This window comes from Gordonia malaquae (genome assembly GCF_037148075.1).
GTDB lineage: Bacteria > Actinomycetota > Actinomycetes > Mycobacteriales > Mycobacteriaceae > Gordonia > Gordonia malaquae.
Genome location: NZ_JBBCUB010000001.1, coordinates 351,695 through 376,612, shown reverse-complemented (window position 1 = coordinate 376,612; position 24,918 = coordinate 351,695). Strand labels below are relative to the sequence as shown.

The window sequence follows — 24,918 nt, the reverse complement described above, 5'->3', positions numbered from 1 at the left end:
TGTAATGCTGAGTGAAACCAGGTGATTCACAGCACTCACCCGACTTCATCGGAGGCACTGCATGACCCCTACGACGAACCGCGCGCCCTCGGGCCGTTCCGGCCCGCTCGCGAACATTCGCGTCATCGAGTTCGCAGGCATCGGCCCCGGCCCCCACGCCGCCATGCTTCTCGCCGATCTCGGCGCCGACGTCGTCCGCGTCCAACGCCCCGGTGAACTGCCCGACCCCAACCGCAACGCCGACGCACTGCTCCGCGGACGTCGTGTCGTCGAGGCGAACCTGAAGAACCCCGCCGACCGGGAGACGATCCTCAACCTCGTCGCCAAGGCCGATGTCGTGATCGAGGGCTTCCGCCCCGGGGTCATGGAACGTCTCGGGTTCGGGCCGGACGACCTCGCGCAGGTCAACAGCAGCCTCGTCTACGGCCGCATGACCGGGTGGGGCCAGGAAGGCCCGCGGGCGAATCTCGCAGGTCACGACATGAACTACATCTCGCTCACCGGCATGCTCCACGCGATCGGCCGCCCGGACGAGAAGCCCACTCCCCCGCTGAATCTCGTCGGCGACTTCGGCGGCGGTTCGATGTTCCTCGTGATGGGCATCCTCGCAGCACTCGTCGAGCGCAGCGTCTCGGGCAAGGGTGAGGTGATCGACGCCGCGATGTGCGACGGCGCATCCGTCCTCGGCCAGATGATGTGGGCCTTCCGCGGCACCGGACTGTGGCAGGACCGCCGCGGCGTGAATCTCCTCGACACCGGCGCCCCGTTCTACGAGGTGTACGAGACCTCCGACGGCAAGTGGATGGCCGTCGGCGCGATCGAGCCGCAGTTCTACTCCGAGCTCATCAAGGGCCTGGGGCTCGACCCGGAGGCAATTCCCCACCAGATGGACTTCTCCAAGTGGCCCGAGCAGCGTGCGATCTTCGAGGAGACGTTCAAGACCAAGACCCGCGACGAGTGGGCCGCGATCTTCGAGGGCACCGACGCCTGCACGTCGCCGATCCTCGACTTCGTCGAAGCCCCGAACGACCCGCACCTCGCGGCCCGCGGCTCGCTCGTCGAGATCGACGGGGTGATGCAGGCTCAGGTCGCTCCCCGGTTCTCTCGCTCCAAGACGGTCACCCCGACCGGTCCGCAGCGCACCGCGACCGATCCCGCCACCCTCTGGCAGGACTGAACCCACGACGACTGCGGCCCACCGGATCACCGGTGGGCCGCAGTCGTCGGTTCAGTCGTCAGACCTTCGTGGCGCCCATGTCGATCTGGAACTCGGCACCGGTGACCGCAGCCGCCGTCGACAGGTACAGGACGGCATCGGTGAGGTCGTCGACGCTGGCGACCGGGTAGTGGTCCATCATCGACGGGAAGTGGCGGCCCCACTTCTCGAACGCGGCGAACGCCGACGGGTCCTCGAGGCCCATCGGGGTGTGGACCGCGTAGGGATGGACGGTGTTGACCCGGATCCGCTGGTCGCCGAGTTCCTTGGCCGCAGTCTGCGCGAGGCCGCGGAGGCCGAACTTCGACGCCGAGTACGACGCCTGGGCCGGCATCGCCTTGATGCCCGCGCACGACGAGACGATGACGATGCTGCCGCCGTTGCCTGCCGCGATCATCGCGGGAATCGACGCCTTGAGCGTCTTCCACGTGCCGACGAGGTTGACGTCGACGACGTCGGTGAACTGATCCTCGGTCATCTCCCACGTGAGACCCCAGGTGAGGATGCCCGCGTTGGCGACGACGTGGTCGAGGCGACCGAACTGCTCAACTCCGTCGGCGACGAGCTGCTGCTGGAACTCGAGATCGCGGGTGTCGCCTTGGCGAGCGAGGATCTTGCCGCCGGCCTCTTCGACGAGCCGGATGGTCTCGGCGAAGTCGTCTGCCGTTGCAGGCGGGTAGGTGGTGTGGTCGGCGACGCGATCGGCGATGTCCATCCCGATGATCGACGCGCCCTCCTTCGCGAATCGAATGGCGTGGTTACGCCCCTGACCACGGGCGATGCCCGTGATGTACACGACCTGACCGTCGAGATTCCCCATTGCCTTCACGCCTTCCTGAATACACGTACGAATGGCCGAACTGTAACACGTTCTAGTTACGCGTTCGGGCCTGAACCGGATCACCGGTGTGCACCACTCAGGTTCGTAGTCGGTTGGCTCTGATCCCACCGCGGCGGGAATCAGTCGTCATCAGCCTGCGGCCACGACGAGGACGAGCAAGAGGACGCAGAGCGCCAGACTTCCGACAACGACTGCGGCCCTCGACGAGAGCGGCTGATTCGGCGGCGGGAGCGGGACCGCAGTCACCGGCGGTCGACTCACCGCAGCGGCCACGACATCGGGATCGATGAGCGTCTTCTTGAGCACATCGGCGCTGTTCAGACGCGGCCGGCCCGCCTCTGGGACGCCGTGCCGGGACGGGACAGCCGGCCGGAGGCGACGGGTGAACGTCAGTGCAGCAGCGAGGTCGGCTGCGAAAGCACGACAGTCGCAGTAGCGGTCGACCGGATTCTTGCTCATCACCCGCCGCAGCACTTGATCGACGACGGGCGCCAGTTCGCGATTGTGCATCGTCGCCGACGGAACCGGGTGCGAAAGGTGCCCGGCGACGACATCAGGGAGATCGTCGAAGTCGTACGGCGGCCTGCCTGTGAGCAGGTGGTAAGCGGTGCAGCCGAGAGAATACTGGTCGGTCGCCGGCACCAGAGGTCCGTCCAGAAGCCGCTCAGGCGCGGTGTAGTCGACCGATCCGACGAGTGAGTCGACGGTGGTGATCCGCGTCGCGTCGTCGACGGGTCGGGCGATCCCGAGGTCGGTGATGTGAACCGACGTGATCGTTCCCTCCTCACCACCGAGAAGGATGTTGGCAGGCTTCACATCTCGGTGGATCACGCCCTCACCGTGCGCATAGTCGAGCGCACTCGCAACGATCTGAATGATCTGGGCGACGGCATCCGGGCGCAACGGTCCATGTTCACGCACCCGACGGAGCGCATCGTCACCGTCGACGTATCGCAGCGCGATCCATAGTCGCCCTCGGTCCTCTCCCCGATCGTGGACTCCGACGATCGCCGGATGCTCCAACCGCGCAGCCAGAGCGGCCTCTCGTTCGAATCTCCTTCGGAACTCCCGATTGTCGGCATGCTCGGGGCGTAGGACCTTGAGCGCGACGATCCTGGGTAGACGAGGGTGATGCGCCTGGTACACCTCGCCCATGCCTCCCCGTCCGACGATTCGCACGATCGTGTGTCCGGCGAACACGTCGTCGGGTGTCAGTTCCGTCGTCGAAGTCATTGCGGTGGGTCCTTCTCACTTGATGTAGTCGCCGACACAGAGTGTGTCGACGGAATGGCTCGGCAGCCCGGCCCGTTGCTCGGACTGCCCGATCGCCGCTTGCTGCGCTGAAGGTCGGTCGAAACTCGTAGCGGCGACATAACCCGGTGTCGCCGGATCGGGGGCGGTCGTGGGCGCCGCGATCGCCGCACAACCGGACGTGAACGAGACGAGAACCCACGACCGAGGGTCGTATCCCCAGCGGCTTTGTGCTGCGGCGGCGAGCGACGACGCAGTCCGATAGTCGCGAAATGCATAGCTTCGCCCTTGAGGGTCGATGGCGAGACCCCACGTCGAGCCGGTGTCTTCCGCCGCCCCTGAATCCGGTGACGTCATCTCGCGGCGGAAGGAGTCCCCGGTCGTCGTCCGGTCCTGCACGCTCCGCGCCAGATCATGCGCGACGAGGTACCCGACCCCCGCCGCAGCCAGGACCGCGGACACCGCGATCCCCGCAGCAACACGCCGCCGAATGTAGGTTCGCCGAAGCGGTCGGCGCTCCCGCTGGTTCCGGGACTGTTGGCGCTGCTGATCATGTCCGTCGACCCCGACGGCGAAATCGCCCGATCTTCTATGGGACGCCGGTCGCAAAGCCCTGGCCAGTGCCTGCGCGAACTCACCGCAGGACGGGTATCGGTCGCTAGGATTCTTGGCCAGCGCCCGAGCGAACACCGGGTCGGCGGCACGATATCGAGGATAGGTATCCGAAATACGAGGGATCGGCGCATTCGTGTGCGCGGCGATGAGTGCGGCCAATGTCGCGTGCGGAAAGGGGAGTTCGCCGGTGAGGAGTTCGAACATCGTGCACGCGAAGGAGTACTGGTCGACGACCGAATCGGCCGCGTCGCCGGCTATCGATTCGGGCGATGCGTATCCGAGAGTTCCCACGAACGAACTGATTTCCGTCAACCCGGTGGCGGAGATGACTTTGGCGACGCCGAAGTCGAGAATCGTGGCCTTTTCGATACGCCCGTCCCGCGCCGTCGCGATATGAATGTTCGCCGGTTTGACGTCACGGTGAATCACCCCCTGTGCGTGCGCGTAGTCGAGTGCCGCCCCCACATCGAGCGCGACCGTGCACAGGTCTACGATCGACAAGCGCTCGGCCTTGTCGAGGTCGGCCCCCGGCAGGTACTGCATGAGAAACCAACTGAGGCCGCCGTCTATCCCGGCTTCGTACACCGTCGCGATTCTCGGGTGATCGAGCGCCGCCATCACGGCGGCTTCTGCAGCGAATCGGTCAGCCGACACTGCGCCGGCGACAAACGGTGCGACTTTCAGCGCTTCCAAACGATTGAGATGCACATTGCGAACGAGGTAGACCTCCCCCATCCCACCCGATCCCAAAAGCTTGATGACCTCTCGACCAGCGAAGCTGGCCCCGATGCGCGCACTGAGCATGCCTTCCCAACGCCTCCTGTCGCAGCCGTGTTTGCCACTGCCGCAAGCGTAAGAGGGTGGGAAGCGCGCCTTTGGATTCGCAGTCGAAGGTGATCAAATGTCGTTGCCGAGACATAAAAGATATGCGCAACGCTGCGTTATCAGATCCAAATATCGACTGATTGGGGGATACCCATTCTCCGCAACGACGATAAAGGATCGTGAAACACCATCGAATCACCGGCGCACTCGGTACGCACACATGTCCGGGTTCAATCGCCGTCACGCGCGGGAAACCGGTAGAGAACAGCGAGCGGAGTCGAGAATTGCTCTCGACTCCGCTCGCTGAGATTCAGCTCGACTTACGCGCCGAACGTGCGCTCGAACCCTTCCGGAATGATCAGATCGTCGCGCGAGAGGTCAGCGACATCCGACTTGCCGAGGCCCATGAGCGATGAGTCGACGCCCATCCGCAGCAGGTCGAGGACATTCTCGACGCCGGTCTGACCGTTCGCGGCGAGCCCCCAGAGATAGGCGCGACCGATCATGACGGCCTTCGCACCGAACGCGAGCGCCTTCGTGACGTCGCTGCCGCGGCGAATGCCGCCGTCGAGAAGGACGTCGAGGTCGCCGCCTACTTCGTCGGCGATCGGACCGAGGACGCGGATCGTCGCAGGTGTCCCGTCGAGATTGTTGCCGCCGTGGTTCGAGACCGAGATCGCGGTCGCGCCGATGTCGCGCGCGCGCTTCGCATCGTCGATGCGGGTGATGCCCTTGACCATGAACTCACCGCCCCACTGCTCGCGCAGCCACTCCAGGTCTTCCCAGGTGGGCGGCGGTGTGTTCATCCAGGTGCCGTAGACGTCGAAGAACGTCGGGCCCGGCTCGCCCTTGTGCGCGATGTTCGGCGCGGACAGGTCGGGGATGGTCAGCTTTCCGCCCGAGAACCAGCTCATCGCGTAGGCGGGCTTGGTGACCATCTCGGGTGCCAGCTTGGCGACCGCGCGCAGATCGACCTGCTCGGGGATCTCCGGGCTGCCCCAGTCGCGGCCGACGTTGAACACCCAGTCGGTGGTGACGATCAGACCCTTGCAGCCGGCTTCCCGGGCGCGATTCGCGCGAGCGAGGATGTCTTCCTTGCTGCCCAGCCAGTAGATCTGGAAGAACACCTTGTCGTTGACTGCGGTGACCTCCTCGACGGGCTTGGAGGCGAAACTCGACAGCCCCATCGCGGTGCCGCGGTCGGCTGCGGCGCGTGCCACAGCCACTTCGCCGTCCGGGTTGACGGCCTGCACACCGGTCGGGCTGATCATCACGGGGAACGGCAGTTCCTGGCCCATCACCGTGGTCGACAGGTTGCGCTCCGGAGTCGCACCGACGACGTGCGGCGCGAAGCCGAGTTCGTTGAACGCCTCGACGTTGTCGTTGACGGTGATACCGGCCTGGGTTCCGGCCACCAGTGACGAGTAGACGGTCTTGGGCAGACGCTTCTGCGCGCGACGCTGGGCCTCACCGACGGTCTCGAACCAGGGGTTCCGACGCCAGGGGTTCTTCTCCATGAGTTCGGAGAACTTCGACATGCTTGTGGTTCTTTCTTCTATGTGTGAATGGCACGACGCTTCGACTCGCTGCGCGGGTCTTGAGCGAGCCTGCGAGCCGAAAGGCGCTCAACGAGCAGGGAGGCGGCGTCAGCAGGACGAGCAGCCGGTGGCTGTTGTCGGTGCAAAACCGGCGAGGGGATTCTCATCGCAGTCGCGCGACGGGGGCCGCGTCATCAGCGTCAACGGGACGCCGCGCGAGTGATCCTTGTTGGCTGTCGGCTTCGACCGCTCGCCCGCGAGCAGTTCTTCGCCGTAGCCCTGCACGCATTCCGGGTCCGGTCCGTCGAGCGGGAGTCCGGTGAAGAACTTGGCCGCCATGCAGCCACCGCGGCACGCGTCGAAATGCTGGCACTTGGTGCAGGCACCCGCGTTCTGCGGCTCGCGGAGCTCGGTGAACAGGTCGCTGCGCTGCCAGATCTCCTGGAACCCACCGTCGGTCGTGATGTTGCCTGCGAGGAAGTTCTCGTGGATCGCGAACGGGCACGCGTACACGTCGCCGACCGGATCGATGAGACAGACGACGCGTCCGGCGCCGCACAGGTTGAGCCCGGGCAGGCCGCTTCCGCCGGAACCGGCGAACGCCGAGAGGTGGAAGAACGAGTCTCCGGTGAGGACTCGATCGCCGTGCTCGACGAGCCAGTCGTACAGTTCACGCTGCTGCTCGGGCAACGGGTGCAGGTCGTCCCACACGTCCGCGCCACGACCGGACGGACGCAGGCGCGTGATGCGCAGAGTCGCGTCGTACTTGTCGGCGAGCGCTTTGAACTCGTCGAGCTGCGCCACGTTCTGGCGAGTCATGACAACGCTGATCTTCGCGTCTTTGAAACCCGCGTTCTTCAGGTTCTGGAGCGCCCGGACGGCCATGTCGAACGATCCCTTGCCGCGCACCGCGTCGTTGACTTCGGCGGTGGCACCGTCGAGGGAGATCTGGACGTCGACGTAGTCGGATGCGGCGAGTCGCTGCGCGACCTTCTCGTCGATCCGGAGTCCGTTGGTGGAGAACTTCACGCCCACCTGGTGGCTGGTCGCATAGTCGACGAGCTCCCAGAAGTCCGGGCGCACCGTCGGCTCGCCGCCGCCGATGTTCACGTAGAACACCTGCATACGCTGCAGTTCGTCGATGATCGCCTTGCACTGCTCGGTGTTCAGCTCGCGCGGGTCACGCTTGCCCGAACTCGACAGGCAGTGCACACACGACAGGTTGCACGCGTAGGTGAGCTCCCAGGTCAGGCAGATCGGGGCGTCGAGGCCCTTCTCGAACTGATCGACCAGGCGTCCGACCTTGGGCGTTGCGGGCGCGAGGTTCAGCGGCGGCGTCGTGGTCGGAAGAGTTGAGGGCCGTTCGATTGTGGTCACGGATTCACTCCTGGGGTGTGGCCTTCGATGATCATCCCCGACTCGGCGAGCGCGGAGAGTGCCTGAAGGTAGAGCGGACGGTCGGCGTCGGCGATGCCTGCGGCCTGCAGCGCGGCATCGGCGCTGGGATGCTCGGCGAGGCTTCGGACCAGGTCGACGACGGTCAGGTTCTTGAGGAACGACAGCTTGCGCGTTCCGAAGTGATACAGCAGGGCGCCGAACGGTTCGGGTCGCAGGGCGACCTTCGGGTTGAGCGTCCAGGCTGCTGCGGTGTCGAAGGCGGGACCGTTCCCGGCGGCAGCGCCGCCGGGAACAGTGGTCGTTGCGGTTGTCATCAGTAGACGCCGCACATCCCGTCGATGGACACTTCTTCCACCAGCGACTCGGCGACGAGCTCGTCGTGAGTCTGGGCTGCCTGTTCGGCCATGTGAACCAACCTCCTGAAGTAGTTCTGTGTGGTTCGCTTCACACCGTAATGGCACTGAGTGCAGAATTGCTAGTGGTTGCCGAGAATTTCTTCGGCGTACCATCGCGACCAGCGACGACACCGCCGGCGAAAGGCTCAGGAATGACGACAGGACGGCCAGGACCGCTCGGAGGTCGCCCCGCGGCGACCACCAGGGGACGCCTGAGCGCTGTCGCGATCGACCTGTTCACGACTCGCGGATTCGACGAGACGAGCGTCGACGACATCGCGTCGGCCGCAGGCATCGCGCGCCGAACGCTGTTCCGCTACTACCCGTCGAAGAACTCCCTCGCCTGGGGAGAGTTCGACGAACATCTCCAAGGCCTGCGCGCGCTCCTCGCGGCGACCCCCGTCGACACCCCGCTCGGCGAGAGCCTCATCAACGCCCTCGTTCAGTTCAACGAAGTACCCCACGACTTGCTCGAGCAGCACCGCAGTCGGATGGCGCTGCTGCTCGGCGTCCCAGCCCTCCAGGCGCACTCGATGATCATGTACGCCGACTGGCGACAGGTGATCGCCGAGCACTGCGCCTCCCGCCTGGACGTGGACGCCGACGGCCATCTACCCCAGACCATCGCCTGGATGACCCTCGGCACAGCGCTCGCCGCCTACGACCAGTGGCTGATCGACCCGACGTCGGACCTCACCGAACTCCTCCAGATCGGCGGCCGCGCGCTCGTCGACGGAGTCGGATCGCTGACGACGACCCGGTCACCCGAGCCGCTCCGTTCGTAGGCTCCTCCCGGACAGCCGATCAGATCACTCCCGCAGGCTGGAACAACGGCTATGACACACTTTCAACCGCTGATATTCTTTTGTAGAACACGTTCTAGTTCCGACTGCCGGTCGGACGTCTCCGCACAGAGAGCGCACCATGACCGATCTGACCCCGCACAGCACGCGCAGCGCGATCCTCACCGTCGCCGAAGTGATCGACGAGACCGCCGACGCGCGCAGCATCGTCTTCGACATCCCGGACGTGCATGCCGAGAAGTTCGCCGACTACCTGCCCGGCCAGTTCCTCACCCTCCGCGTCCCGTCTGATCAGACCGGATCGGTCGCGCGTTGCTACTCGCTGTCGTCCGCGCCGAAGCACGACCAGCTGCCGAAGGTGACCGTCAAACGCACCGTCGACGGATACGGGTCGAACTGGATCTGCGACAACCTCGCAGCAGGCGTCCAGATCGAAGCGCTTCCGCCCTCGGGCGTCTTCACGCCGTCCAACATCCATGCGCCGATGCTGCTGCTCGCTGCCGGATCAGGCGTCACCCCGGTGATGTCGATCCTCAAGACCGCCCTCGCCACCGGCACCGGTCCGATCACGTTCTTCTACGCCAACCGAAGCGAGAACGACGTCATCTTCGCCGCTGAACTGCGCGAACTGCAGGACAAGCATCCGGGCCGGCTCACCGTGATCCACTGGCTCGAGACGGTTCAAGGCCTTCCCTCGGAGAAGAAGCTCGCGACGCTGTTCGCACCGATGTCGCAGACGCACTCCGCGTACATGTGCGGCCCGGCACCGTTCATGGACGCAGTCCACCGAGGCCTCGCGAAGGCGAAGTTCGACCACCACAACGTCCATTCCGAGGTGTACAACTCACTGTCGGGCGACCCGTTCGTCGATGTCGAGCATGCAGAGGTCAGCGCCGAAGAGGCCGCCGACGCCGCGCAGGTCGAGGTGGAACTGGACGGTGAGACCCACGAACTCGCATGGCCACGCTCGCGCACACTCGTCGACGTCATGCTCGCGGCCGGGCTCGACGCGCCGTACTCCTGCCAGGAGGGCGAGTGCGGTTCCTGTGCCTGCACCCTGACCGAAGGCACCGTCGAGATGGAGGTCTCGGGCGCGCTCGATCCCGATGACATCGCCGACGGCTACATCCTGGGCTGCCAGGCCAAGCCGACCTCCGACCGGCTCCGCGTCGAGTTCTAGGCATGCACGGGGCATAGACTCGGGCGCATGATCCATGAACGGCTCACGCGTGTCCTGTCGGCGATCCTGCTTGTGCCCGGAGTACTTCACTTCCTGGCGCCGAAGCCGTTCGACGAGATCGTTCCCGACGAAGTGCCAGGCGACAAGCGGATGTGGACGTACGCGTCAGGTGTCGCCGAAGTCGGCCTCGGCGCGGCAGTCCTGATTCCGCGTACCCGCCGGACCGCAGCCGGTCTCGCGGCGGCGTTGTTCATCGCGGTGTTCCCGGCGAACGTCAACATGATCCGGCTCTGGGTGGACAAGAGCGCCTTCATGAAGTCGATCGCGTGGGCTCGGCTCCCCCTGCAGATCCCGCTGATCGTGCTCGCACTCCTCGTTCGCCGGGGCGCACCGACTCACTCGGCCGAGGCCGCCCCTGTCGACTGACCAGTGCCTCCCACAGCTCACGTGAAATGTGCACGTGAGCGGACACACACCGGCCTATCGAGCCGCGTCCATCGGCTCAGGTACACATTTCACAGCGTCACTTGAGCGAACGGTAGTGGGCTCGGTCTTCGGGCGAGAACTTCTCGACCGCGTACGAAAGCGCGGTCCGGCCCATCTCGGGGGCATGCACGTCCAGGTATCGAGTGAGGAGCTCGACGTCGATGCGTTCGCCGGTCTCACGAAGCATCCAGCCGAACGCCTTCTGGACGAGGTCGCGCCGGTCGCCGATGACAAGTGGCGCGACGTCTGACAGCGCGTCCGGTCGTCGAGCGCGGATGAACGCGTACGTTCCGATGATCCCGACGCGGCGTCGCCACAAGTCGTCCGACGCCGCCCAATCGAGCAGTTCACCGTGGTCCTCCGCCGCGACCAGCCACGCACCCAGGATGTCGGCAGCCGAGCAGTCGACAAGGTCCCAGTTGTTCACTCGGCCGGCCCGCACTGCGTCGCGATAGACCTGGACCCATGCCTCTCTGTCCGAACCGCGCGCAGTGAAGTTGTGCGTCATCGTGAACAGCGCGAGATGACGCACCTCGTGGATGCCGGAGGCGAGCAGATCGACTATCACCGGCGCCGGCAGGCCCCGCAACGTCCGGGACATCTTCCGCAGGTCAGGCACACGGACACCGACGAACTCGTCGCGCTCCCCGTACTCGCCGGGCCCCGTCTTGAAGAACCGTCGCGCCGACGCCGCCTTCTCGGCGTCACCCATCGAAGTGACGGCCGAGACGATCTCGGCAGCTGACGCGTCCGGGCCCAGGGTCATTCGCCGAGCAGTGCAGCGATGGGTGTGGGCGTCAGCAGGTGCGGACGGGTCTTCATGAGCTTTCCGACCCGTCCGGCTCCGACGACTCCCGTGAGGATTCCGCCGCGGCTGTAGTACGCGAGGAAGCGACGCCCGTCGTCGTCGACCACGTGGACGTCGTCGTCGTTCTGCGGCGCTCCGAGCATCTGGATCTTGAGCCCGTACTGGTCACTCCAGAAGTACGGCACGGCCTGATGAGTGATCGGATGGCCGAGGAGTGCGGATGCGACGATCGCCGCCTGATCGACGACGTGATTCCAATGTTCGACGCGCTTGTGGTCACCATGCGCATCGGTCCAGTTCGCGGCGTCGCCGAGCGCGTAGACGTCGTCGGCTGCGCGACCGACACCGTCGCAGGCGATGCCGCCGCCCGCTTCGCGCGGCGCGAGCTCAAGACCGGATCCGTCGAGGTAGTCGAGGTCGGGGTAACCGCCGATGCCGACGACCACCAGGTCGGCGTCGACCGTCGATCCATCGGACAGCACCACTCCGGACACCGCGCCGTCGGCGACGACCAGGTTGTCGACACCCGTTCCGACCCGAAGGTCGACGTCGGCTTCCCGATGCAGTCTGGTGATCATCTCGCCGATCGTCGCGCCAACGGCGACGGCGAGCGGTGTCGGCGCGGGCTCGATGAGTGTCACCGGGAGCTCCAGCTTCCGCAGGCTCGCAGCGACCTCGCAGCCGATGAAGCCTGCGCCGATCACCGCGGCGCGGGTGGCCGATGCCGCGTCGGCGCGCAGCGCGAGAGCGTCCTCGATCGTCCGGATCACGTGGATTCCGCGGACATCGTCGTCGATGCCGGGGAATCGGCGAGCGACCAGGCCGGTCGCCAGCACGAGCGTTCCGTACGAGACTGCACTCGTTTCGCCGTCGTGAACGACCGTCACGGTGTGAGCTTCGGGATCAACCGCGACGACGCGGGTTCCGGTGCGCAGGTCGATGTTCTTGTCGGCGTAGAACTCGCTGGGCTTGAGGTCCACGCGTTCGTCATCGCCGGTGACGACGGTCTTCGACAGCGGTGGGCGGTCGTACGGCGGGTGCGACTCCTGGCCCAGGAGCACCACGTCGCCGTCGTAGCCGCCGTTGCGGAGATTCTCGGCGAGCCGGATTCCACCGAGGCCTGCGCCGACGATCACGATCGGTTCGTTCATGGATTCACCTTCACACTTGTTGCGCCGCCCGGGACGATCATTGGGGTGTAACAGGTTCTAGTTTAGCCAGAAGCCACTGGTCACCCACACGCCTCATCCACGCCCATCGCGATACGCCCGCCTTCGACGGGATGTCCGCGCGCTTTCCGACGACGATCGTCTGATCGGCGAACACGAGCACCCGGGCCGAGCGGTCGCCCTGTGAGACCGTCGCCGCGTCGGTCACGTCCACGGTCATCGTCACCGCGGACTCGACAGCCGACGGGAACACGACATCGGGACCTCGCAGCACATAGTCGGCGGCCAGGACGCCGGTGAGCCTTGCTTCGACGTCGTCCCGCCGCTGCGGAGTGTCTGTCGGAGCGAAAGTCATCAACTCCGTCACCGCCGACGCAGCCGCCGAGGACACATTTCGATCAGGTTCGTCAGGCACCCGGTTCGCCCTGACTCCCAGGACTCCGATGACGATCGCCGCCACCAGGCCTGCGGTCACGACGGCGAGCCATGCGGAGACGCGACGCCGGTCCGACGTCGTGAGTTCAGTCCATCGAGTCACAGTCGCTCCGTGTCTGCGACACGCCAGTCGCCGTCGATTCTGACCATGGACACTCGAAGGGTGACCCGCTGCTGTCCATGCTGACCGCCGACGAGCGTCGGGTCGCTGGCCTGCGCGACGAGGAGCACGTCGACGTCGTCGCCGTCGCGTCCGGCGACGCCTGCCGACACGATTCGTCCCTCCGGTCGGACGGTGAGAGTGCGAACGTACTCTGCGATCGCGCCGTGGTTCTGGTCGAAGCGGGTCCGCTGCGCGCCCGCGCTGTCCCCCGTGACCGCGGCGAGGTAGCCGGTCGCATCCGCCGGATCCGGAGTCAGCATCGTGACGACGGCCTTCGATGCCGCGTCGACGGCGTCGTCCGTGGACACCGCGGTGTCACGGAGCGACGAGGCCGACAGCGTCGCCCACAGTCCGACGCTCGCGGCGACAAGCGTCACGATCAGCGCTGCGACCATCACGATCCGCAGCGCTGCGCGTTGCCGTCGCGCCCGCTCTCGCAGTGCGGGCGCCGCCGCGATGCGCGCACGACGGTCTTCGCGTACCGCGACGTCGAGGGCTTCACGTGCAGCGCGGACACGTTGTGGTTCGAGCGCGCTCATACGATGTCGTCCATTCCGGACAGTCGCCACTGGTCGTCGACGCGAACGAAGTCGGCGTGCACCGACTTCAGGGTCGACGTCGCAGCGCCCGACGTCGGTGTCACAGTCACTCGAACCGTCAGCAGCGCCGCCCCCGTGTCCCCGTCGACATCGACGACGGCGGTGGTCTCGGGCACCCACTCGACGCGCTCGACTCCGCGCGGCGGACCGTCGGCGAGCGCCGGTCGCAGCGTTGTCGCGAGCGGTTCGGCGAGCGCTGCGGAAGCGGCCTTCCGATCGTCGCGCCACGTCTCGCGGTGAACTGTGAACACGGCCGCGACCGCGGTCGGCGCCTGCGCGGCGAGGTCGACGCGCGATTCGCCGGTCGAGACCTCCGCCGACCGCGACCCGAGCGCGACGATGCACCAGGCGAACACGACGACGAGCACAACAACGGATGCGAGGACCGCGATCCCGGTGCGCCGGGTGATCGGCGCTTCCAGCCGTTCGACGAGGCTCACGACAGCACCTCGATTCCGGCGATCTTCAACTCGCCGTCCTCCGGAGCCATCTGCACGCGCATCCGAAACGCGGACGCCGCGTCGTCGGTCCCGTCCGCAGTGGTGATACGAACGCTGGCCGCGACCAACATCAACGCGGACTCACCGTCGCGTCGAGCGAGCGCGACGCCGTCGACCGCTCCAGATCCTCGAGTTCGCGCGGACTCGATGTACTGGCTGTACGCGTCGGCCGACTGGGCGAACGAATCGTGGAACTCACCTGTCGCGCCCGACAGGATTCGCCTGGCTCGCGTGGGATCAGAACTGTCCGCCTCCAGCAGCAGGGACACCCGCTGGGTGGTCGCGGCGACGAACTCATCGTCCGAATAGCGCACCGATGCGGTCGCGAAACGCCACGACGCGACGCCGACCAGTGCCGCCACGACAACGGTGATCACCACGATTGCGGCCATCTGGCGCCGTCCGAGCCCGATGCGACGACCGGCCGCGGCCTCCACGTCGATCAGGTCGTCACGGGCCTCGCGGACCGCGCGCCGTGTGGCGCGGAATCGGGCGAGCGGTCGGGCGTCGTCTGGCACGCTAGCCACCCTATGACACCGTCCCGCATCCACCGCACGTCACGGATCACTCTGCGTCGGACGAACCTTGTCCGATACGCGCGCTGTACTCGGCTCGGGCGGATTGGTCGGCGTGCAGGAACATGGTGTCGGTCTTCGTCAGACGGCTCATCCGCCGCTTGAACCCGATCGGCATGGCCGGGTTCGCGTCCACCCAGCCGAGCGAGCGAGGCGCCGTCACACGCACGCGCGGTGAAGCGATCGAGGCGAGGACCTCGCGTGCGACGACGTCGGTGTCGACCGACCGGACCATCGCGTTCGTCTGCAGCCCGTCGATGAGGCCGGTGTTGGTGAACGACGGGAGCACCGTCGACACTCGGACGCCTCGACCCATCAGTTCGGCGTCCGCGGTCTCGGAGAACTCGATGACTCCCGACTTCGCGCCGTTGTAGACCGACAGTCCCGGTGCGGCGAGGCGGCCGGCGACGGACGCGATGTTCAGGACCTGACCTCGCCCGCGTGCCACCATCCGGCGGCCGGCGGCGCGTGTGCCGAGGATGACACCGATCAGGTCGATCTCGACGGTGCGCCGGATCAACGCCTCGTCGTACTCGAGGAACGAACCGACGGGCATGATGCCCGCGTTGTTGATCAGCACGTCCACCGGCCCGAGGCGTTCCTCGACGGTGTCGAGGAACGCTTCGAACGATGCACTGTCGGTGACGTCGAGGGGGATGCCGTCCACTCCGAGATCGGCCGCGGCCTTGCCCACGGCGTCGACGTCGATGTCGCCGAGAGCCACGCGTCCACCGGCGGCGAGGACCTGACCTGCGATCTCGAAGCCGATGCCACGAGCGCCGCCGGTGATCGCGACGACCTTTCCGGCGACTCCGGCGCGCACCTGCGCGAGACGGTCGTCGGCGCGGGCACGACGAGAGAAGCGATTGAGTAGCGACATGAGGAACAGCTCCTGGAGGCGATCAGTAGATCATCGGGGCGAGGAATTTCGCGGCGAGATTCCGCGCGTACTCGGGTGTTCGGCGTTCGGGTTCGTCGACTGGGACCTCGAGGAACGACGTCACCAGCCGCACGTGCAGTTCGACGGCTTGGCGGAGGTCGTCGTCGGGCATGGTCGCCCCCGCTCGACGCAGCGTGGTCGCGACCCGGTCGGTGATCATCGCGATGAACAGCGAGCTGACAGTGGCGGTGATGCTGCGGATCTCGACGTCCTCGAAAACCACGCGGCGCAACAACGGATCGTTCTCGACCATGTCCGCGCCTGTCGCGAACGCCTCGATGACGGCGTCGGACGGTCCGAGACCCGCGACACCTCGCTCGATCCGCGCCATGCCGTTCTCGAATGTGCGGTTGGCGACGGCCAGCAGCAGGTTGTCCTTGTTGGGGAAGCGACGGTACAGCGTCGACCGGCTGACTCCGGCGACCCTCGCTACCTCGTCCATGTTGGCCCGGCGGACACCGACCGCCGTGAACTCGGCCGCGGCTGCTTCGAGGATCGCCTCCTCTTGGACGGACGGCGACGCGGTGACGCGGGGTTTACGCGTGGACTGGGCCATCAACGACGCCGCATCGTGACGGGCAGCTTGTCCTTCGGAACCGGGAGCGCGCTGTAGTCCATCGGCATGACGTAGTCGGCCGGAACGGACCACTCGTAGCCGCGGAGCAGGTGATGCATGATCGTCTTGATCTCCATCTGCCCGAAGTAGAGGCCGATGCACTTGTGGACGCCTCCGCCGAACGGCATCCACGCCATGCGATGCGCCTTGTCCTCGGCGCGATCGGCGGAGAACCGTTCGGGGTCGAACATGTCCGGGTGCGAGAAGATGTCGCGGCGGCGGTGGTTTGCCATCTGAGGGACGACGACCATCGTCCCCTTCGGGATGAAGAAGCCTTGCACCTGCGTGTCTTTGATCGCCATTCGCGGCTGCGCCGGGACGGGCGGACACATCCGCAGCGACTCCTTCATAATCAGGTCGATCGCCTCCATCGACGCGAGGTCGTCGTAGGTGAGGTGTTCGCCGAGCGCGAGGGACTCCTCCCTCGCGCGCTGTTGCCATTCCGGGTGCTTCGCCATGTGGTACGCCATCTGCGACATCGTGATGGTCGAGGTGTCGTGAGCGGCCATCAGGACGAAGATCATGTGATTGACGACGTCCTCGTCGGTGAACCGGTCCCCGTCGTCGCTCTCCGCGTGGCAGAGCACCGAGAACAGATCGGGCGTCTGCTCGGCCCGCTTGGCCGGGATGTGCTCGTAGAAGAAGTCTTCGAGGATCTTGCGGGACCGGACGCCCTTCCACCACCGGCCGCCGGGCACCGGTTTGCGGACGAATGCGACTCCGGCCCGGACGGTCTCGATGAACGCCTTGTTGAGGCGGTCCGCCTCCGGCTTGGGGAGTTCGAGTCCGAGGAACACTTCCAGCGCGACGTCGAGGGTCAACTGTTTGAACTCGCTGAGCATCAACACCTTGCCCGTCGGGAAGCGGGTCATCCGCTCGGCGATCATCGGCTGCATCTCGTCCATGTAGCCCTTGAGCACCTTCGGTGTGAAGGCCTGCTGCAGGATGTGGCGATGGTGCCGGTGCTCGTCGAAGTCGAGGAGCATGACGCCCCGATTGAAGAACGGGCCGATGAAGTAGCTCCACGCGGGCGCGTTGGCGAACGCACGGTCTTTGTTCATCAGGATCTCGTTCGCCGCTTCCGGTCCGCTGCACGTGACCATGCGGATGCCGAGCGCGTTCATGCCCGACACCTCACCGAATCGGAGCCGCTTCTCGTCGGCGAACGAGAACGGGTCGCGGCGCATCCGCAGGATCTCGAGCACTCCGTTGCGGTTGGTGACGGGCACGGGACGCAAGCCGCTGTCGACGTCGGGCTGCGCGAGAATCGGTGTCGCCATTGAGATCTCCTCCTACGGGCGCGTCGTCACCTGTGACTCCGCTCTCACCCATTGGAACAGATTCTTGAGATTGTTTCTAGTGTTCGTCTCATCGGTGTCCACCGAGCGCAGTCCCCCCCGCCCGTCGAGCGCAGTCCCCCTCCGCTCGTCGAGCGCAGTCGAGACGCCACGCCGTACACCCCTCGACTGCGCTCGGGGAACATAAACAGCGCTCCTAACGCATCAGTTCCGCGTGGCACCGACGAAGACGGTCGTGCCACCAGGCGGTGCGATCGGGCGAAGCGAGCGGCGCGTCGTCCGACGGCGCGACACTCCGCAGTTCGACGGCGCCCTCGTGGACTCGGAACGGAACTGCGACGTCGCGCGTGAACATCGCGCCGGTGCCGAGTCCGCATGCTCGGTGCAGGTTCGGCAACGCGGCGGCTGCGGCGACACCGGCGGACATCCCGACAGCCGTGTCGAGCGCGCTCGATACCACGACGTCCATCGGCAGCCGACCGGCCAGCTTGATCAGTGAACGCATCCCGCCGAGGGGCGCGACCTTGAGGACCGCGATGTCCGCCGCGCCCGCCTTCGCGACGCGCATCGGATCGGTCGACCGGCGGATCGACTCGTCAGCGGCGATCAACGCCTTGACCGACTTCCGCACCTGGGCGAGCTCCTCGACCGTCCGGCACGGCTGCTCGACGTATTCGACGTCGCCGATGGCGGCGATGGCCTCGACAGCCTCGTCGACGGTCCATGCCCCGTTCGCGTCGACGCGCACCGTGGAGACGAGTTCGCGTGCGGCCGCGACTCGGTCGACGTCGTCGGCGAGAGTCTGACCGGGCTCGGCGACCTTCACCTTCACCGTCGTCGCCCCGGGATAGCGTGCGATGATCGCGGCCACCTCATCGGCAGGCACCGCGGGCACTGTCGCGTTGACCGCCACGGTGTCGCGCAGCGGCTCGGGCGCCCCGAGGAAGGCCGCCTCGATTCCGGCCGCGAGCCACATCCTGGCCTCGGCGTCGTTGTACTCGGGGAACGGCGCGAACTCACCCCACCCCGCAGGGCCCTTGAACAGCAGCGCCTCGCGGACGGTGATGCCGCGGAACTTCGTCCGCATCGGCAGTGCGACCACACGTGCCGTGTCGATCAGGTCGTCGGCCGTCGGCATCGACGGCGGAGGCGTGTCTTTCGGCTTCAACCGGAACGTCGGTGTCGGGTTGCGCTTGTCGGACGAGCCGAACAACGACTCCTTGTTCTTCCCTGAGGGCTGCGAGAACACCATGCGCCCAGGGTATCGATCAATACCTCGGCTGCTGCGGCGCCGCGAGTTTGTCGATCCCGACGGCCAGCCAACAGAAGGCGACGGCGACCGCGATGTACGCGGCGGTGAATGTGAAGCAGGAGGCGAGCCAGTCCGCGAGCGACTCCAGATCGAAGTTGATGCTGTAGCCGACCAGATCGTTCACCCAATACATTGCGGCGCCGGCGAACGGGACGATGATCAGCCCGGCGAGGCTGCGCCGATGGCCGAAGATCCATCCGGCGACCAGCGCCGCAAACGTCGTGGCGAGCAAGATCCGATACACAGCGAGACTGCCGTCACTCATGTCGTACACGAAGCCAACGACCGCTTCGACGGTCAGGGCTGCAGAGTGGAATGCGGATACGACCACCGCGAGGGCCGCAGCGCCCGCTGCTGCGCCTCGCGACCGAACCGCCGGGTCCGCTGCGGCGACCAGCCCAACCGCAATCGCCACGACTGGAATCATCCACAACCAGGGAATCACTCGATGCAGGACCGAGTTGCCGATGGGGTCATCCGCGGCCTTAGAGAGGAAGAACGTCCCGACGCTCGTCAGCAGGTCGACGATCATGTACGCACCGAGCACTCCGATCGCAAAAGCCATCGCGCGGCCGAGGGAGCGGCCCGCGCTCGGCGACCGTTCAGCAGCGATCGGATATTGCACACCTGGAAACGGTTGGGGCTCCGACTGCAGGTCCGCCCGCGGGTAAGGGACGGGCGGATAGGGCGATTGCGGCGGGACCGCCGCGTGTCGATGCGTCGGGCGCGTAGCGGCCCACGGCTGCGGCGAGGTCGACTCGGAGGTACTCGCGTGTCGACCGGTACCACCCCGAGAGAACTGGACGCGGGTCTCAGATTCGGACGGCCGACCCGAATGCGGGTCCTGAGGGCTGGTCATGACCGAATCGTAGCGTCGCCCCCCTGGCATATCCGGCCGAAACGCACATTCGTGACCCTCCGGATGGCACCTGCCAGTTTGAAACGAACTCTAGAATTTGTGCCAAAGTCGCGTTACAGTCACGACATGACCTCAACCGACTTCGACACGCACGTCCGTGAAGCGGAGCCCGCGCCGGTCGACGACGTCGACATCGACACCCTCGATCTCCGACTCGGCGCGGACTCGCTGGTGTGGAAGTTCTACGGAGACGTTCGCGGCGTCCTCGGTTTCCAGCGACTCGCCGGCACCGAGAACTGCATCGAGCAGCTCGCCCAGGGCGTTGAGGACCACTCGGTGATCTTCAACGACTTCATCGGTCGCGCCCAGCGCAGCGGGCCGCCGATCATGCGGACCATCTACTCCGACGACCCGCACAAGTGGGGCCGGATGGTTCGCGACTTCCATCGAGACATCAAGGGGACGATCAGCGACGGCTCGCGTTATCACGCACTGAACCCGGAGTTGTTCTACTGGGCGCACGCGACATTCCTCGACCAGGCGCTGTTCATCACCGACACCTTCATCCGACGTCTCTCGTACGACGAGAAGGTGCAGATCTTCGAGGAGAGCAAGGTCTGGTACCAGCTGTACGGAGTGTCCGCGCGAAGCCAACCGCAGACATACGACGAGTTCGTCGAGTACTGGAACTCGATGCTCGACAAGTTCGTGCCGACTCGGACGATCGTCTACGCGACGGGATACATCCGGAAAGGCGTGCCCGGGCCGAAATGGATCCCGGCACCTGTGTGGCGGATCGCGAGCGCCCCGCTCAACGGGTTCATTCGGACAGTCGTCGTCGGAACACTCCCCCAGCAGATGCGGGACGTCTGCGAACTGGAGTGGAATGAGCGCAGGCAGCGCAACTTCGATCGCTTCGCAGGATTCATGCGGTCGATCAACCCCGTGATCAACCGGTTGCCGCGGAAGTGGCTGTACCTGTCGTGGGCCAACGAGGGCTGGGATCGAGTCGGCGTCGACCCACGCAAGCTTCACAACGGCTAGTCAGTCCAAAGATCGGTCCGCTCACCGAGCACCGACGACAATGTGTCGTCGAACATCGATGAACGGACCGATCTCAGGATCATTCGAGCGAAGCGTCAGCTGCAGCCGCCTCCATCACCGCCACCGGAGTCGCCACAGCTTCCGCCACCTCCGTCGCCGCCCCAGCCGCTGCCGCCGTCACCACCCCAGCCCCAACTGCTTCCGGAGTCGGGCCCCCGACGCGCCCCAGAGCCGAACGACCGCCGCGGCTCGGCACGCCCCGCAGCGCTGCCGACGATCGCCGCGAAGGCGAGGATCCCCATCACGACCAGAACCGAAACAAACATCACACACCTTGTTTCTCGACGCCGGAAACTCCAGTGGCTTCCGTCTGCCGTCATTGAATACGACGGACGGACCGCGACATCTGAGGCGAAGGTGTGAAAATCAAAACCCCAGTTCAGGGCTCAATTATCGCTGACCAACTGAATGAAGTTGCCGCACGTGTCATCGAGGACGGCCACCGTGACGGGCCCCGACTCCATCGGTTCGCTCACTACTGCAACCCCCGCCGCCACCAACTCGGCGCAGGCGACCCGAACGTCGTCGACCTTGAACGACGCACACGGGATCCCGTCCGCAACCAAGGCAGCCTGATACGCCTGCGCGGCCGGATGTTCGTTCGGTTCGAGAAGCAGCTCCGGACCGTCGGGAACGTCGCCACTGACCACCGTGAGCCACCGGAACGGGCCGGTGGGGACGTCGTTCTTGACGACGAAGCCGAGCTTTTCTGTGTAGAAGGCCTCAGCCTTGGCCTGATCGTCGACGAAGACGCTCGTGAGTTCGATGCGCGCTTTCATGTTGCTCCATTCGAGTTGATCGGCCAGCGCCGTGAGATGACGCCGAGCGGGGACGTGTCGAGAGTGTGGCGCACGTCAGGCGAGTCTCCGCGCGTACTCGCGAGCCGCGGCGAGGTCAGTTTCCGACGGATGCCCCTTGTTGACACCGCCGATCCAACCCAACGGCCCCATCGTGTCGAGGCCGCGGCAGTGGAACACGTCGTCGACCACCGAGAAGCCGCGACTGGCCAGCAGTGCACGCATGTTCGCCGTGTAGCGGCGCAGCGGAGTCTCCGGCATCCCGCTGGTCGCGAAGACGAACGCCCGACCGCGATCGCGCTCCGACAACGCTTCGACCCTGGCGACCAGTTCCGGCGCGAACGACATCCAGTAGATGCCCGATCCCCACCCCACCAGATCGGCCCGCTCGATGTCGGAGTCGGTGACCGTCTCAGGCGACACGACCCTCGCACCCAACACCGACGCCAGCTCGTCGGCGACGCGCATGGTGCTTCCGTTCGACTTGGACGTGCAGATGATGAGCGCAGTCATGGCTCGATCGTCGCATTCGAACAGCCGAACCGCCACCGTCAGACGTCGAGGTGCGCCACCGTCGCGCCGACGAACTCCCGAGGACGATCCCGATGAACACTGTGACCTGCATCGATCGTCATGAAATCACCGGCGGGGAGCGCGTAGGCGACGTCGCGAAGGTGCCGCGGCGGCAGGAAGCTTCGCTGACCACCGGAGACCACCAGAGTGGGTGCGGTCACCCGCGACAGGGCACACCACCAATCCGGTTCGACAACGGCGAACGCATCGGTCACCGGGCCACCGAGGGCGCGGTCGAATCGCAGGAAGGGCCCTGGGTTGCGAACCAGGGCTCCGACACCGCGAATCCGCTCCCCGAGAGTCGCCGACGGGGTGATCGCTTCTGCGAGATCGTGGTCGTCTCGCGGCATCGGCGGCACTTCCTCGAGCACCATCCGGCGCACTCGGTCCGGCTGCGACATCGCGTATCGAAGAGCCGTGTGTGCACCCAGCGAGTGGCCGACGAGGTCCACCTTCTGCGCTCCGAGGTGATCGACGACGGCACCGAGGTCATCTCGGAAGTCGTTGAGGAGATAGGAGTCGCTCCGGCCGGTCAGCCCGTGGCCACGGAGATCGAAGCTGGCAACCGTCCGTCCACGACCGCGCAGCTCGCGCGCGAGAGGCCTCCAGGTAGACCGATCCCCACCCATGCCGTGGACGAGGATCACCGGGACGGTCCCATCGAGCGGTCCGGACAGCGTCATCGCCAACGGCGGCCTACCGCGACCTGACACCTGATGATCCACACGCATTGCTCAAGCGTAGAACTCGTTCGGACGACACCGCACTTCGGCATATACTGAGTCAATGCTCAGTTCCACATCCCGCCTGACCGCGGGCCTGGCATTCGCCCTCGTGTCGGCCTGCTCGTTCGGGCTGTCGGGGGCGATGGCGCGCAGCCTGCTCGACATCGGCTGGACCGCAGGCGCGGCGGTGACTCTTCGAATCACGATCGGTGCACTGGCCCTGATGATCCCCGCGGCCATCTCGATGACAGGGCGATGGCACACGTTTCGCGAGCCACGCGTCATCGGATCCCTCGTCGGCTACGGCGTCCTGGCCGTCGCCGTTCCGCAACTCTGCTATTTCTATGCGGTCCAGACGCTTCAGGTCGGCGTCGCACTCCTGATCGAGTACACGGCGCCGGTCGTGGTGATTGCGTGGATGTGGATTCGCCATCGCCAACGACCGACTCTGCTCACCTTCGTCGGCGCCGTCGTCGCCGCGGCGGGACTGACACTCGTCCTCCAGATATTCGGATCGGTGTCTCTCGACGCTGCGGGCGTCGCGTGGGCTCTCGGCGCCATGGTCGGCGCCGCAGGGTACTTCGTCATGTCAGGGAACTCGGCGTCCGAGATTCCCGGCATTGCGATGGCAGCCGGAGGCTTGCTGTCGGCCGCTGTGATGCTCGGACTGTCCGGCGCGGTCGGAGTCCTGCCGATGTCGATGTCCACCGACGATGTCCAATTAGCAGGCAACACCACTCCGTGGTGGGTGCCGATGGCGATCCTTGGCTTGGTGACCGCGGCTCTCGCTTACGCGACCGGCATCGCCGCCACCCGACGTCTGGGTCCGCGTCTCGCATCCTTCGTCGCGCTCGCCGAAGTGCTCGCAGCGATCATCGCCGCCTGGATGTTCCTCGGCGAGGTCCCCGCGGCCATCCAACTGGCGGGCGGCGCGCTCATCGTCGCGGGTGTTGTGGTCGTGAAACTCGGCGAGCGGCCCGGTGAACCGGAGCCGGTTCCGGTCTAACCGCTGTCGATCGCCTTCGCTCGGAGGCGGCCGTACTCCTCGCGGGTGATGCGGCCGCCGGAGAAGAGCGCGTCGAGTTCGGTGAGGCGTTGGGTGAGGGTCCGGGTGTCGGCCTGCGGAGTCGACGACGACGGCGCGGCCGCAGGGGTATCGCCGTATCGGTGGACTATCGCCATCACTTCGTCGCGGACGGCAGGATTGCTTCGGACGTCGATCATCGAGTTCAACGCGATGCCGTTGCGTCGCAGCACGTCGACGATCTGCACCAGGGCTTCGGCGTTGCCGGTCAGATCGTATGTGCGTCCGTCTGCGCTCGATTCGAACTTCGCGGGCATCGTCCCCGTGTAGAGACCGGTCGCGTCCCAGTCGATCGATGCACTCGCACCGTCGTCGCCTACGAACACACCCAGCACTCCCTTTGCGATGGCACCCGATGCGATGACGGGCAGTGCCGACGACACCTCGGTCGTGAACTCGGAGACTCGGGGTCCGGTGACCCGCAGCGTGAACTTCACGACGCGGCGATCGTTGATCAACATCCCCGTCTCATGCATGCCGACGATGTGGCCGAGACCCGGGACACCGGACGTCTGTAAGACGCTGGTCCGCGCGGCGCCGTTCACCGTGAAACGCGCAAACGCGTACGCGGCGATGACGTCGACGGCCGTCCAACCGATGCCGTTCCACAGCATCCACGACGGCCCCTCATCACCCAGCAGGAAGTAGATGACCAGGAATGCGGGCCCGACGGCGCCTGCGACGAGCATGAACGCCAACGACTTGAGAAACACTTTCAGGAACGGCGACATCGTTGAAGTGTAGAGCAGCAGAAACCCCGCTCCGACCGAAGTCGGAGCGGGGTTTCGTGTTGCTGACGCTAGGTCAGAGCAA

Annotated in this window: 29 protein-coding genes; 6 read left to right on the top strand and 23 right to left on the bottom strand. The window is 66.0% G+C overall.

Translation table 11 applies throughout. The annotated features are described in order from the left end of the window. The first annotated feature begins 61 nt into the window (after positions 1 to 61). Positions 62 to 1,177, top strand: coding sequence for a CaiB/BaiF CoA transferase family protein (locus tag WFK36_RS01965; protein ID WP_008376039.1), 1,116 nt, complete (start codon positions 62 to 64; stop codon positions 1,175 to 1,177). Between the two features lie 58 nt (positions 1,178 to 1,235). On the opposite strand, the gene WFK36_RS01960 is transcribed toward WFK36_RS01965, so the two are convergent. From WFK36_RS01960 to mftA, 7 genes are all read right to left on the bottom strand, one after another. Beyond that, positions 1,236 to 2,036 carry a mycofactocin-coupled SDR family oxidoreductase gene (locus WFK36_RS01960; protein ID WP_336789222.1) on the bottom strand — a complete coding sequence of 267 codons (801 nt, stop codon included), beginning with the start codon at positions 2,034 to 2,036 and terminating at the stop codon, positions 1,236 to 1,238. Between the two features lie 150 nt (positions 2,037 to 2,186). Then, complete coding sequence (locus WFK36_RS01955; protein ID WP_336789220.1) at positions 2,187 to 3,290, bottom strand: serine/threonine-protein kinase; 1,104 nt, start codon at positions 3,288 to 3,290, stop codon at positions 2,187 to 2,189. Positions 3,291 to 3,305: 15 nt separating this feature from the next. Further along, on the bottom strand, positions 3,306 to 4,727 hold the full coding sequence (locus tag WFK36_RS01950) for a serine/threonine-protein kinase (RefSeq protein ID WP_336789217.1): 1,422 nt from the start codon (positions 4,725 to 4,727) through the stop codon (positions 3,306 to 3,308). A 341-nt stretch (positions 4,728 to 5,068) separates the two neighbouring features. Beyond that, complete coding sequence (mftD, locus tag WFK36_RS01945; RefSeq protein ID WP_336789215.1) at positions 5,069 to 6,286, bottom strand: pre-mycofactocin synthase MftD; 1,218 nt, start codon at positions 6,284 to 6,286, stop codon at positions 5,069 to 5,071. 108 nt (positions 6,287 to 6,394) lie between these two features. Then, on the bottom strand, positions 6,395 to 7,663 hold the full coding sequence (mftC, locus tag WFK36_RS01940) for a mycofactocin radical SAM maturase (RefSeq protein ID WP_419717266.1): 1,269 nt from the start codon (positions 7,661 to 7,663) through the stop codon (positions 6,395 to 6,397). Then, positions 7,660 to 7,998 carry a mycofactocin biosynthesis chaperone MftB gene (gene mftB, locus WFK36_RS01935; RefSeq protein ID WP_336789213.1) on the bottom strand — a complete coding sequence of 113 codons (339 nt, stop codon included), beginning with the start codon at positions 7,996 to 7,998 and terminating at the stop codon, positions 7,660 to 7,662. The genes mftC and mftB overlap by 4 nt, the downstream gene beginning before the upstream one ends. Further along, a complete protein-coding gene (gene mftA, locus WFK36_RS01930) occupies positions 7,998 to 8,090 on the bottom strand; it encodes a mycofactocin precursor MftA (RefSeq protein ID WP_132992091.1) in 93 nt (30 codons plus the stop codon). The genes mftB and mftA overlap by 1 nt, the downstream gene beginning before the upstream one ends. Positions 8,091 to 8,231: 141 nt before the next feature. Here mftA and mftR point away from each other — a divergent pair, with 141 nt between their 5' ends. The 3 genes from mftR (at position 8,232) to WFK36_RS01915 (ending at position 10,488) form a co-directional block, all read left to right on the top strand. Next, positions 8,232 to 8,864, top strand: a complete 633-nt coding sequence (mftR, locus tag WFK36_RS01925) for a mycofactocin system transcriptional regulator (protein WP_008376053.1) — start codon at positions 8,232 to 8,234, stop codon at positions 8,862 to 8,864. Positions 8,865 to 9,003: 139 nt separating this feature from the next. Continuing rightward, positions 9,004 to 10,062, top strand: coding sequence for a ferredoxin--NADP reductase (locus WFK36_RS01920; RefSeq protein WP_008376055.1), 1,059 nt, complete (start codon positions 9,004 to 9,006; stop codon positions 10,060 to 10,062). A gap of 27 nt (positions 10,063 to 10,089) precedes the next feature. Beyond that, positions 10,090 to 10,488, top strand: coding sequence for a DoxX family protein (locus WFK36_RS01915; protein WP_336789208.1), 399 nt, complete (start codon positions 10,090 to 10,092; stop codon positions 10,486 to 10,488). 97 nt (positions 10,489 to 10,585) lie between these two features. Here WFK36_RS01915 and WFK36_RS01910 read toward each other — a convergent pair whose 3' ends face one another. The 11 genes from WFK36_RS01910 to WFK36_RS01860 form a co-directional block, all read right to left on the bottom strand. Continuing rightward, entirely contained in the window at positions 10,586 to 11,314 is a 729-nt protein-coding gene (locus WFK36_RS01910) for a DNA alkylation repair protein (RefSeq protein ID WP_336789206.1), read from the bottom strand. Next, entirely contained in the window at positions 11,311 to 12,507 is a 1,197-nt protein-coding gene (locus tag WFK36_RS01905) for an NAD(P)/FAD-dependent oxidoreductase (protein ID WP_336789204.1), read from the bottom strand. The genes WFK36_RS01910 and WFK36_RS01905 overlap by 4 nt, the downstream gene beginning before the upstream one ends. A 37-nt stretch (positions 12,508 to 12,544) precedes the next feature. Next, positions 12,545 to 13,063 (bottom strand): hypothetical protein, encoded by a 519-nt coding sequence (locus WFK36_RS01900; protein WP_336789202.1) that lies wholly within the window; start codon positions 13,061 to 13,063, stop codon positions 12,545 to 12,547. Further along, positions 13,060 to 13,662, bottom strand: coding sequence for a hypothetical protein (locus WFK36_RS01895; protein ID WP_336789200.1), 603 nt, complete (start codon positions 13,660 to 13,662; stop codon positions 13,060 to 13,062). The genes WFK36_RS01900 and WFK36_RS01895 overlap by 4 nt, the downstream gene beginning before the upstream one ends. Then, complete coding sequence (locus tag WFK36_RS01890; RefSeq protein ID WP_336789198.1) at positions 13,659 to 14,162, bottom strand: hypothetical protein; 504 nt, start codon at positions 14,160 to 14,162, stop codon at positions 13,659 to 13,661. Before WFK36_RS01890 ends, WFK36_RS01895 begins: the two co-directional genes overlap by 4 nt. After that, positions 14,159 to 14,740: a hypothetical protein gene (locus WFK36_RS01885; RefSeq protein ID WP_336789196.1), complete on the bottom strand. Its 582-nt coding sequence runs from the start codon at positions 14,738 to 14,740 to the stop codon at positions 14,159 to 14,161. Before WFK36_RS01885 ends, WFK36_RS01890 begins: the two co-directional genes overlap by 4 nt. 46 nt (positions 14,741 to 14,786) lie before the next feature. Next, the gene (locus WFK36_RS01880) at positions 14,787 to 15,677 is read right to left on the bottom strand and encodes an SDR family oxidoreductase (protein WP_008376064.1); all 891 of its coding nucleotides are present in this window, start codon (positions 15,675 to 15,677) and stop codon (positions 14,787 to 14,789) included. Positions 15,678 to 15,699: 22 nt separating this feature from the next. Next, a complete protein-coding gene (locus tag WFK36_RS01875) occupies positions 15,700 to 16,293 on the bottom strand; it encodes a TetR/AcrR family transcriptional regulator (RefSeq protein WP_008376066.1) in 594 nt (197 codons plus the stop codon). After that, positions 16,293 to 17,633: a cytochrome P450 gene (locus tag WFK36_RS01870; protein ID WP_008376068.1), complete on the bottom strand. Its 1,341-nt coding sequence runs from the start codon at positions 17,631 to 17,633 to the stop codon at positions 16,293 to 16,295. Before WFK36_RS01870 ends, WFK36_RS01875 begins: the two co-directional genes overlap by 1 nt. 214 nt (positions 17,634 to 17,847) lie before the next feature. Beyond that, positions 17,848 to 18,903, bottom strand: a complete 1,056-nt coding sequence (locus tag WFK36_RS01865) for an o-succinylbenzoate synthase (protein ID WP_336789191.1) — start codon at positions 18,901 to 18,903, stop codon at positions 17,848 to 17,850. Positions 18,904 to 18,919: 16 nt separating this feature from the next. Continuing rightward, positions 18,920 to 19,588, bottom strand: a complete 669-nt coding sequence (locus WFK36_RS01860) for a hypothetical protein (RefSeq protein WP_336789189.1) — start codon at positions 19,586 to 19,588, stop codon at positions 18,920 to 18,922. A 360-nt stretch (positions 19,589 to 19,948) separates the two neighbouring features. Between WFK36_RS01860 and WFK36_RS01855 the strand changes: the two genes are divergently transcribed. Then, complete coding sequence (locus WFK36_RS01855) at positions 19,949 to 20,866, top strand: oxygenase MpaB family protein (protein ID WP_336789187.1); 918 nt, start codon at positions 19,949 to 19,951, stop codon at positions 20,864 to 20,866. 95 nt (positions 20,867 to 20,961) lie between these two features. Here the strand turns inward: WFK36_RS01855 and WFK36_RS01850 are convergent, their stop codons facing one another. From WFK36_RS01850 to WFK36_RS01835, 4 genes are all read right to left on the bottom strand, one after another. Next, complete coding sequence (locus WFK36_RS01850) at positions 20,962 to 21,192, bottom strand: hypothetical protein (protein WP_336789185.1); 231 nt, start codon at positions 21,190 to 21,192, stop codon at positions 20,962 to 20,964. Between the two features lie 120 nt (positions 21,193 to 21,312). Continuing rightward, on the bottom strand, positions 21,313 to 21,705 hold the full coding sequence (locus WFK36_RS01845) for a VOC family protein (RefSeq protein ID WP_336789183.1): 393 nt from the start codon (positions 21,703 to 21,705) through the stop codon (positions 21,313 to 21,315). A gap of 75 nt (positions 21,706 to 21,780) precedes the next feature. Beyond that, positions 21,781 to 22,236, bottom strand: coding sequence for a flavodoxin domain-containing protein (locus WFK36_RS01840; protein WP_336789181.1), 456 nt, complete (start codon positions 22,234 to 22,236; stop codon positions 21,781 to 21,783). Between the two features lie 38 nt (positions 22,237 to 22,274). Continuing rightward, positions 22,275 to 23,027, bottom strand: a complete 753-nt coding sequence (locus WFK36_RS01835) for an alpha/beta fold hydrolase (RefSeq protein ID WP_336789179.1) — start codon at positions 23,025 to 23,027, stop codon at positions 22,275 to 22,277. Positions 23,028 to 23,082: 55 nt separating this feature from the next. Between WFK36_RS01835 and WFK36_RS01830 the strand changes: the two genes are divergently transcribed. Further along, positions 23,083 to 24,027, top strand: coding sequence for an EamA family transporter (locus WFK36_RS01830; protein ID WP_336789177.1), 945 nt, complete (start codon positions 23,083 to 23,085; stop codon positions 24,025 to 24,027). On the opposite strand, the gene WFK36_RS01825 is transcribed toward WFK36_RS01830, so the two are convergent. Further along, entirely contained in the window at positions 24,024 to 24,836 is an 813-nt protein-coding gene (locus tag WFK36_RS01825) for an SHOCT domain-containing protein (RefSeq protein WP_336789175.1), read from the bottom strand. The two genes, WFK36_RS01830 and WFK36_RS01825, sit on opposite strands and share 4 nt — an antisense overlap. Positions 24,837 to 24,918 lie beyond the last annotated feature (82 nt).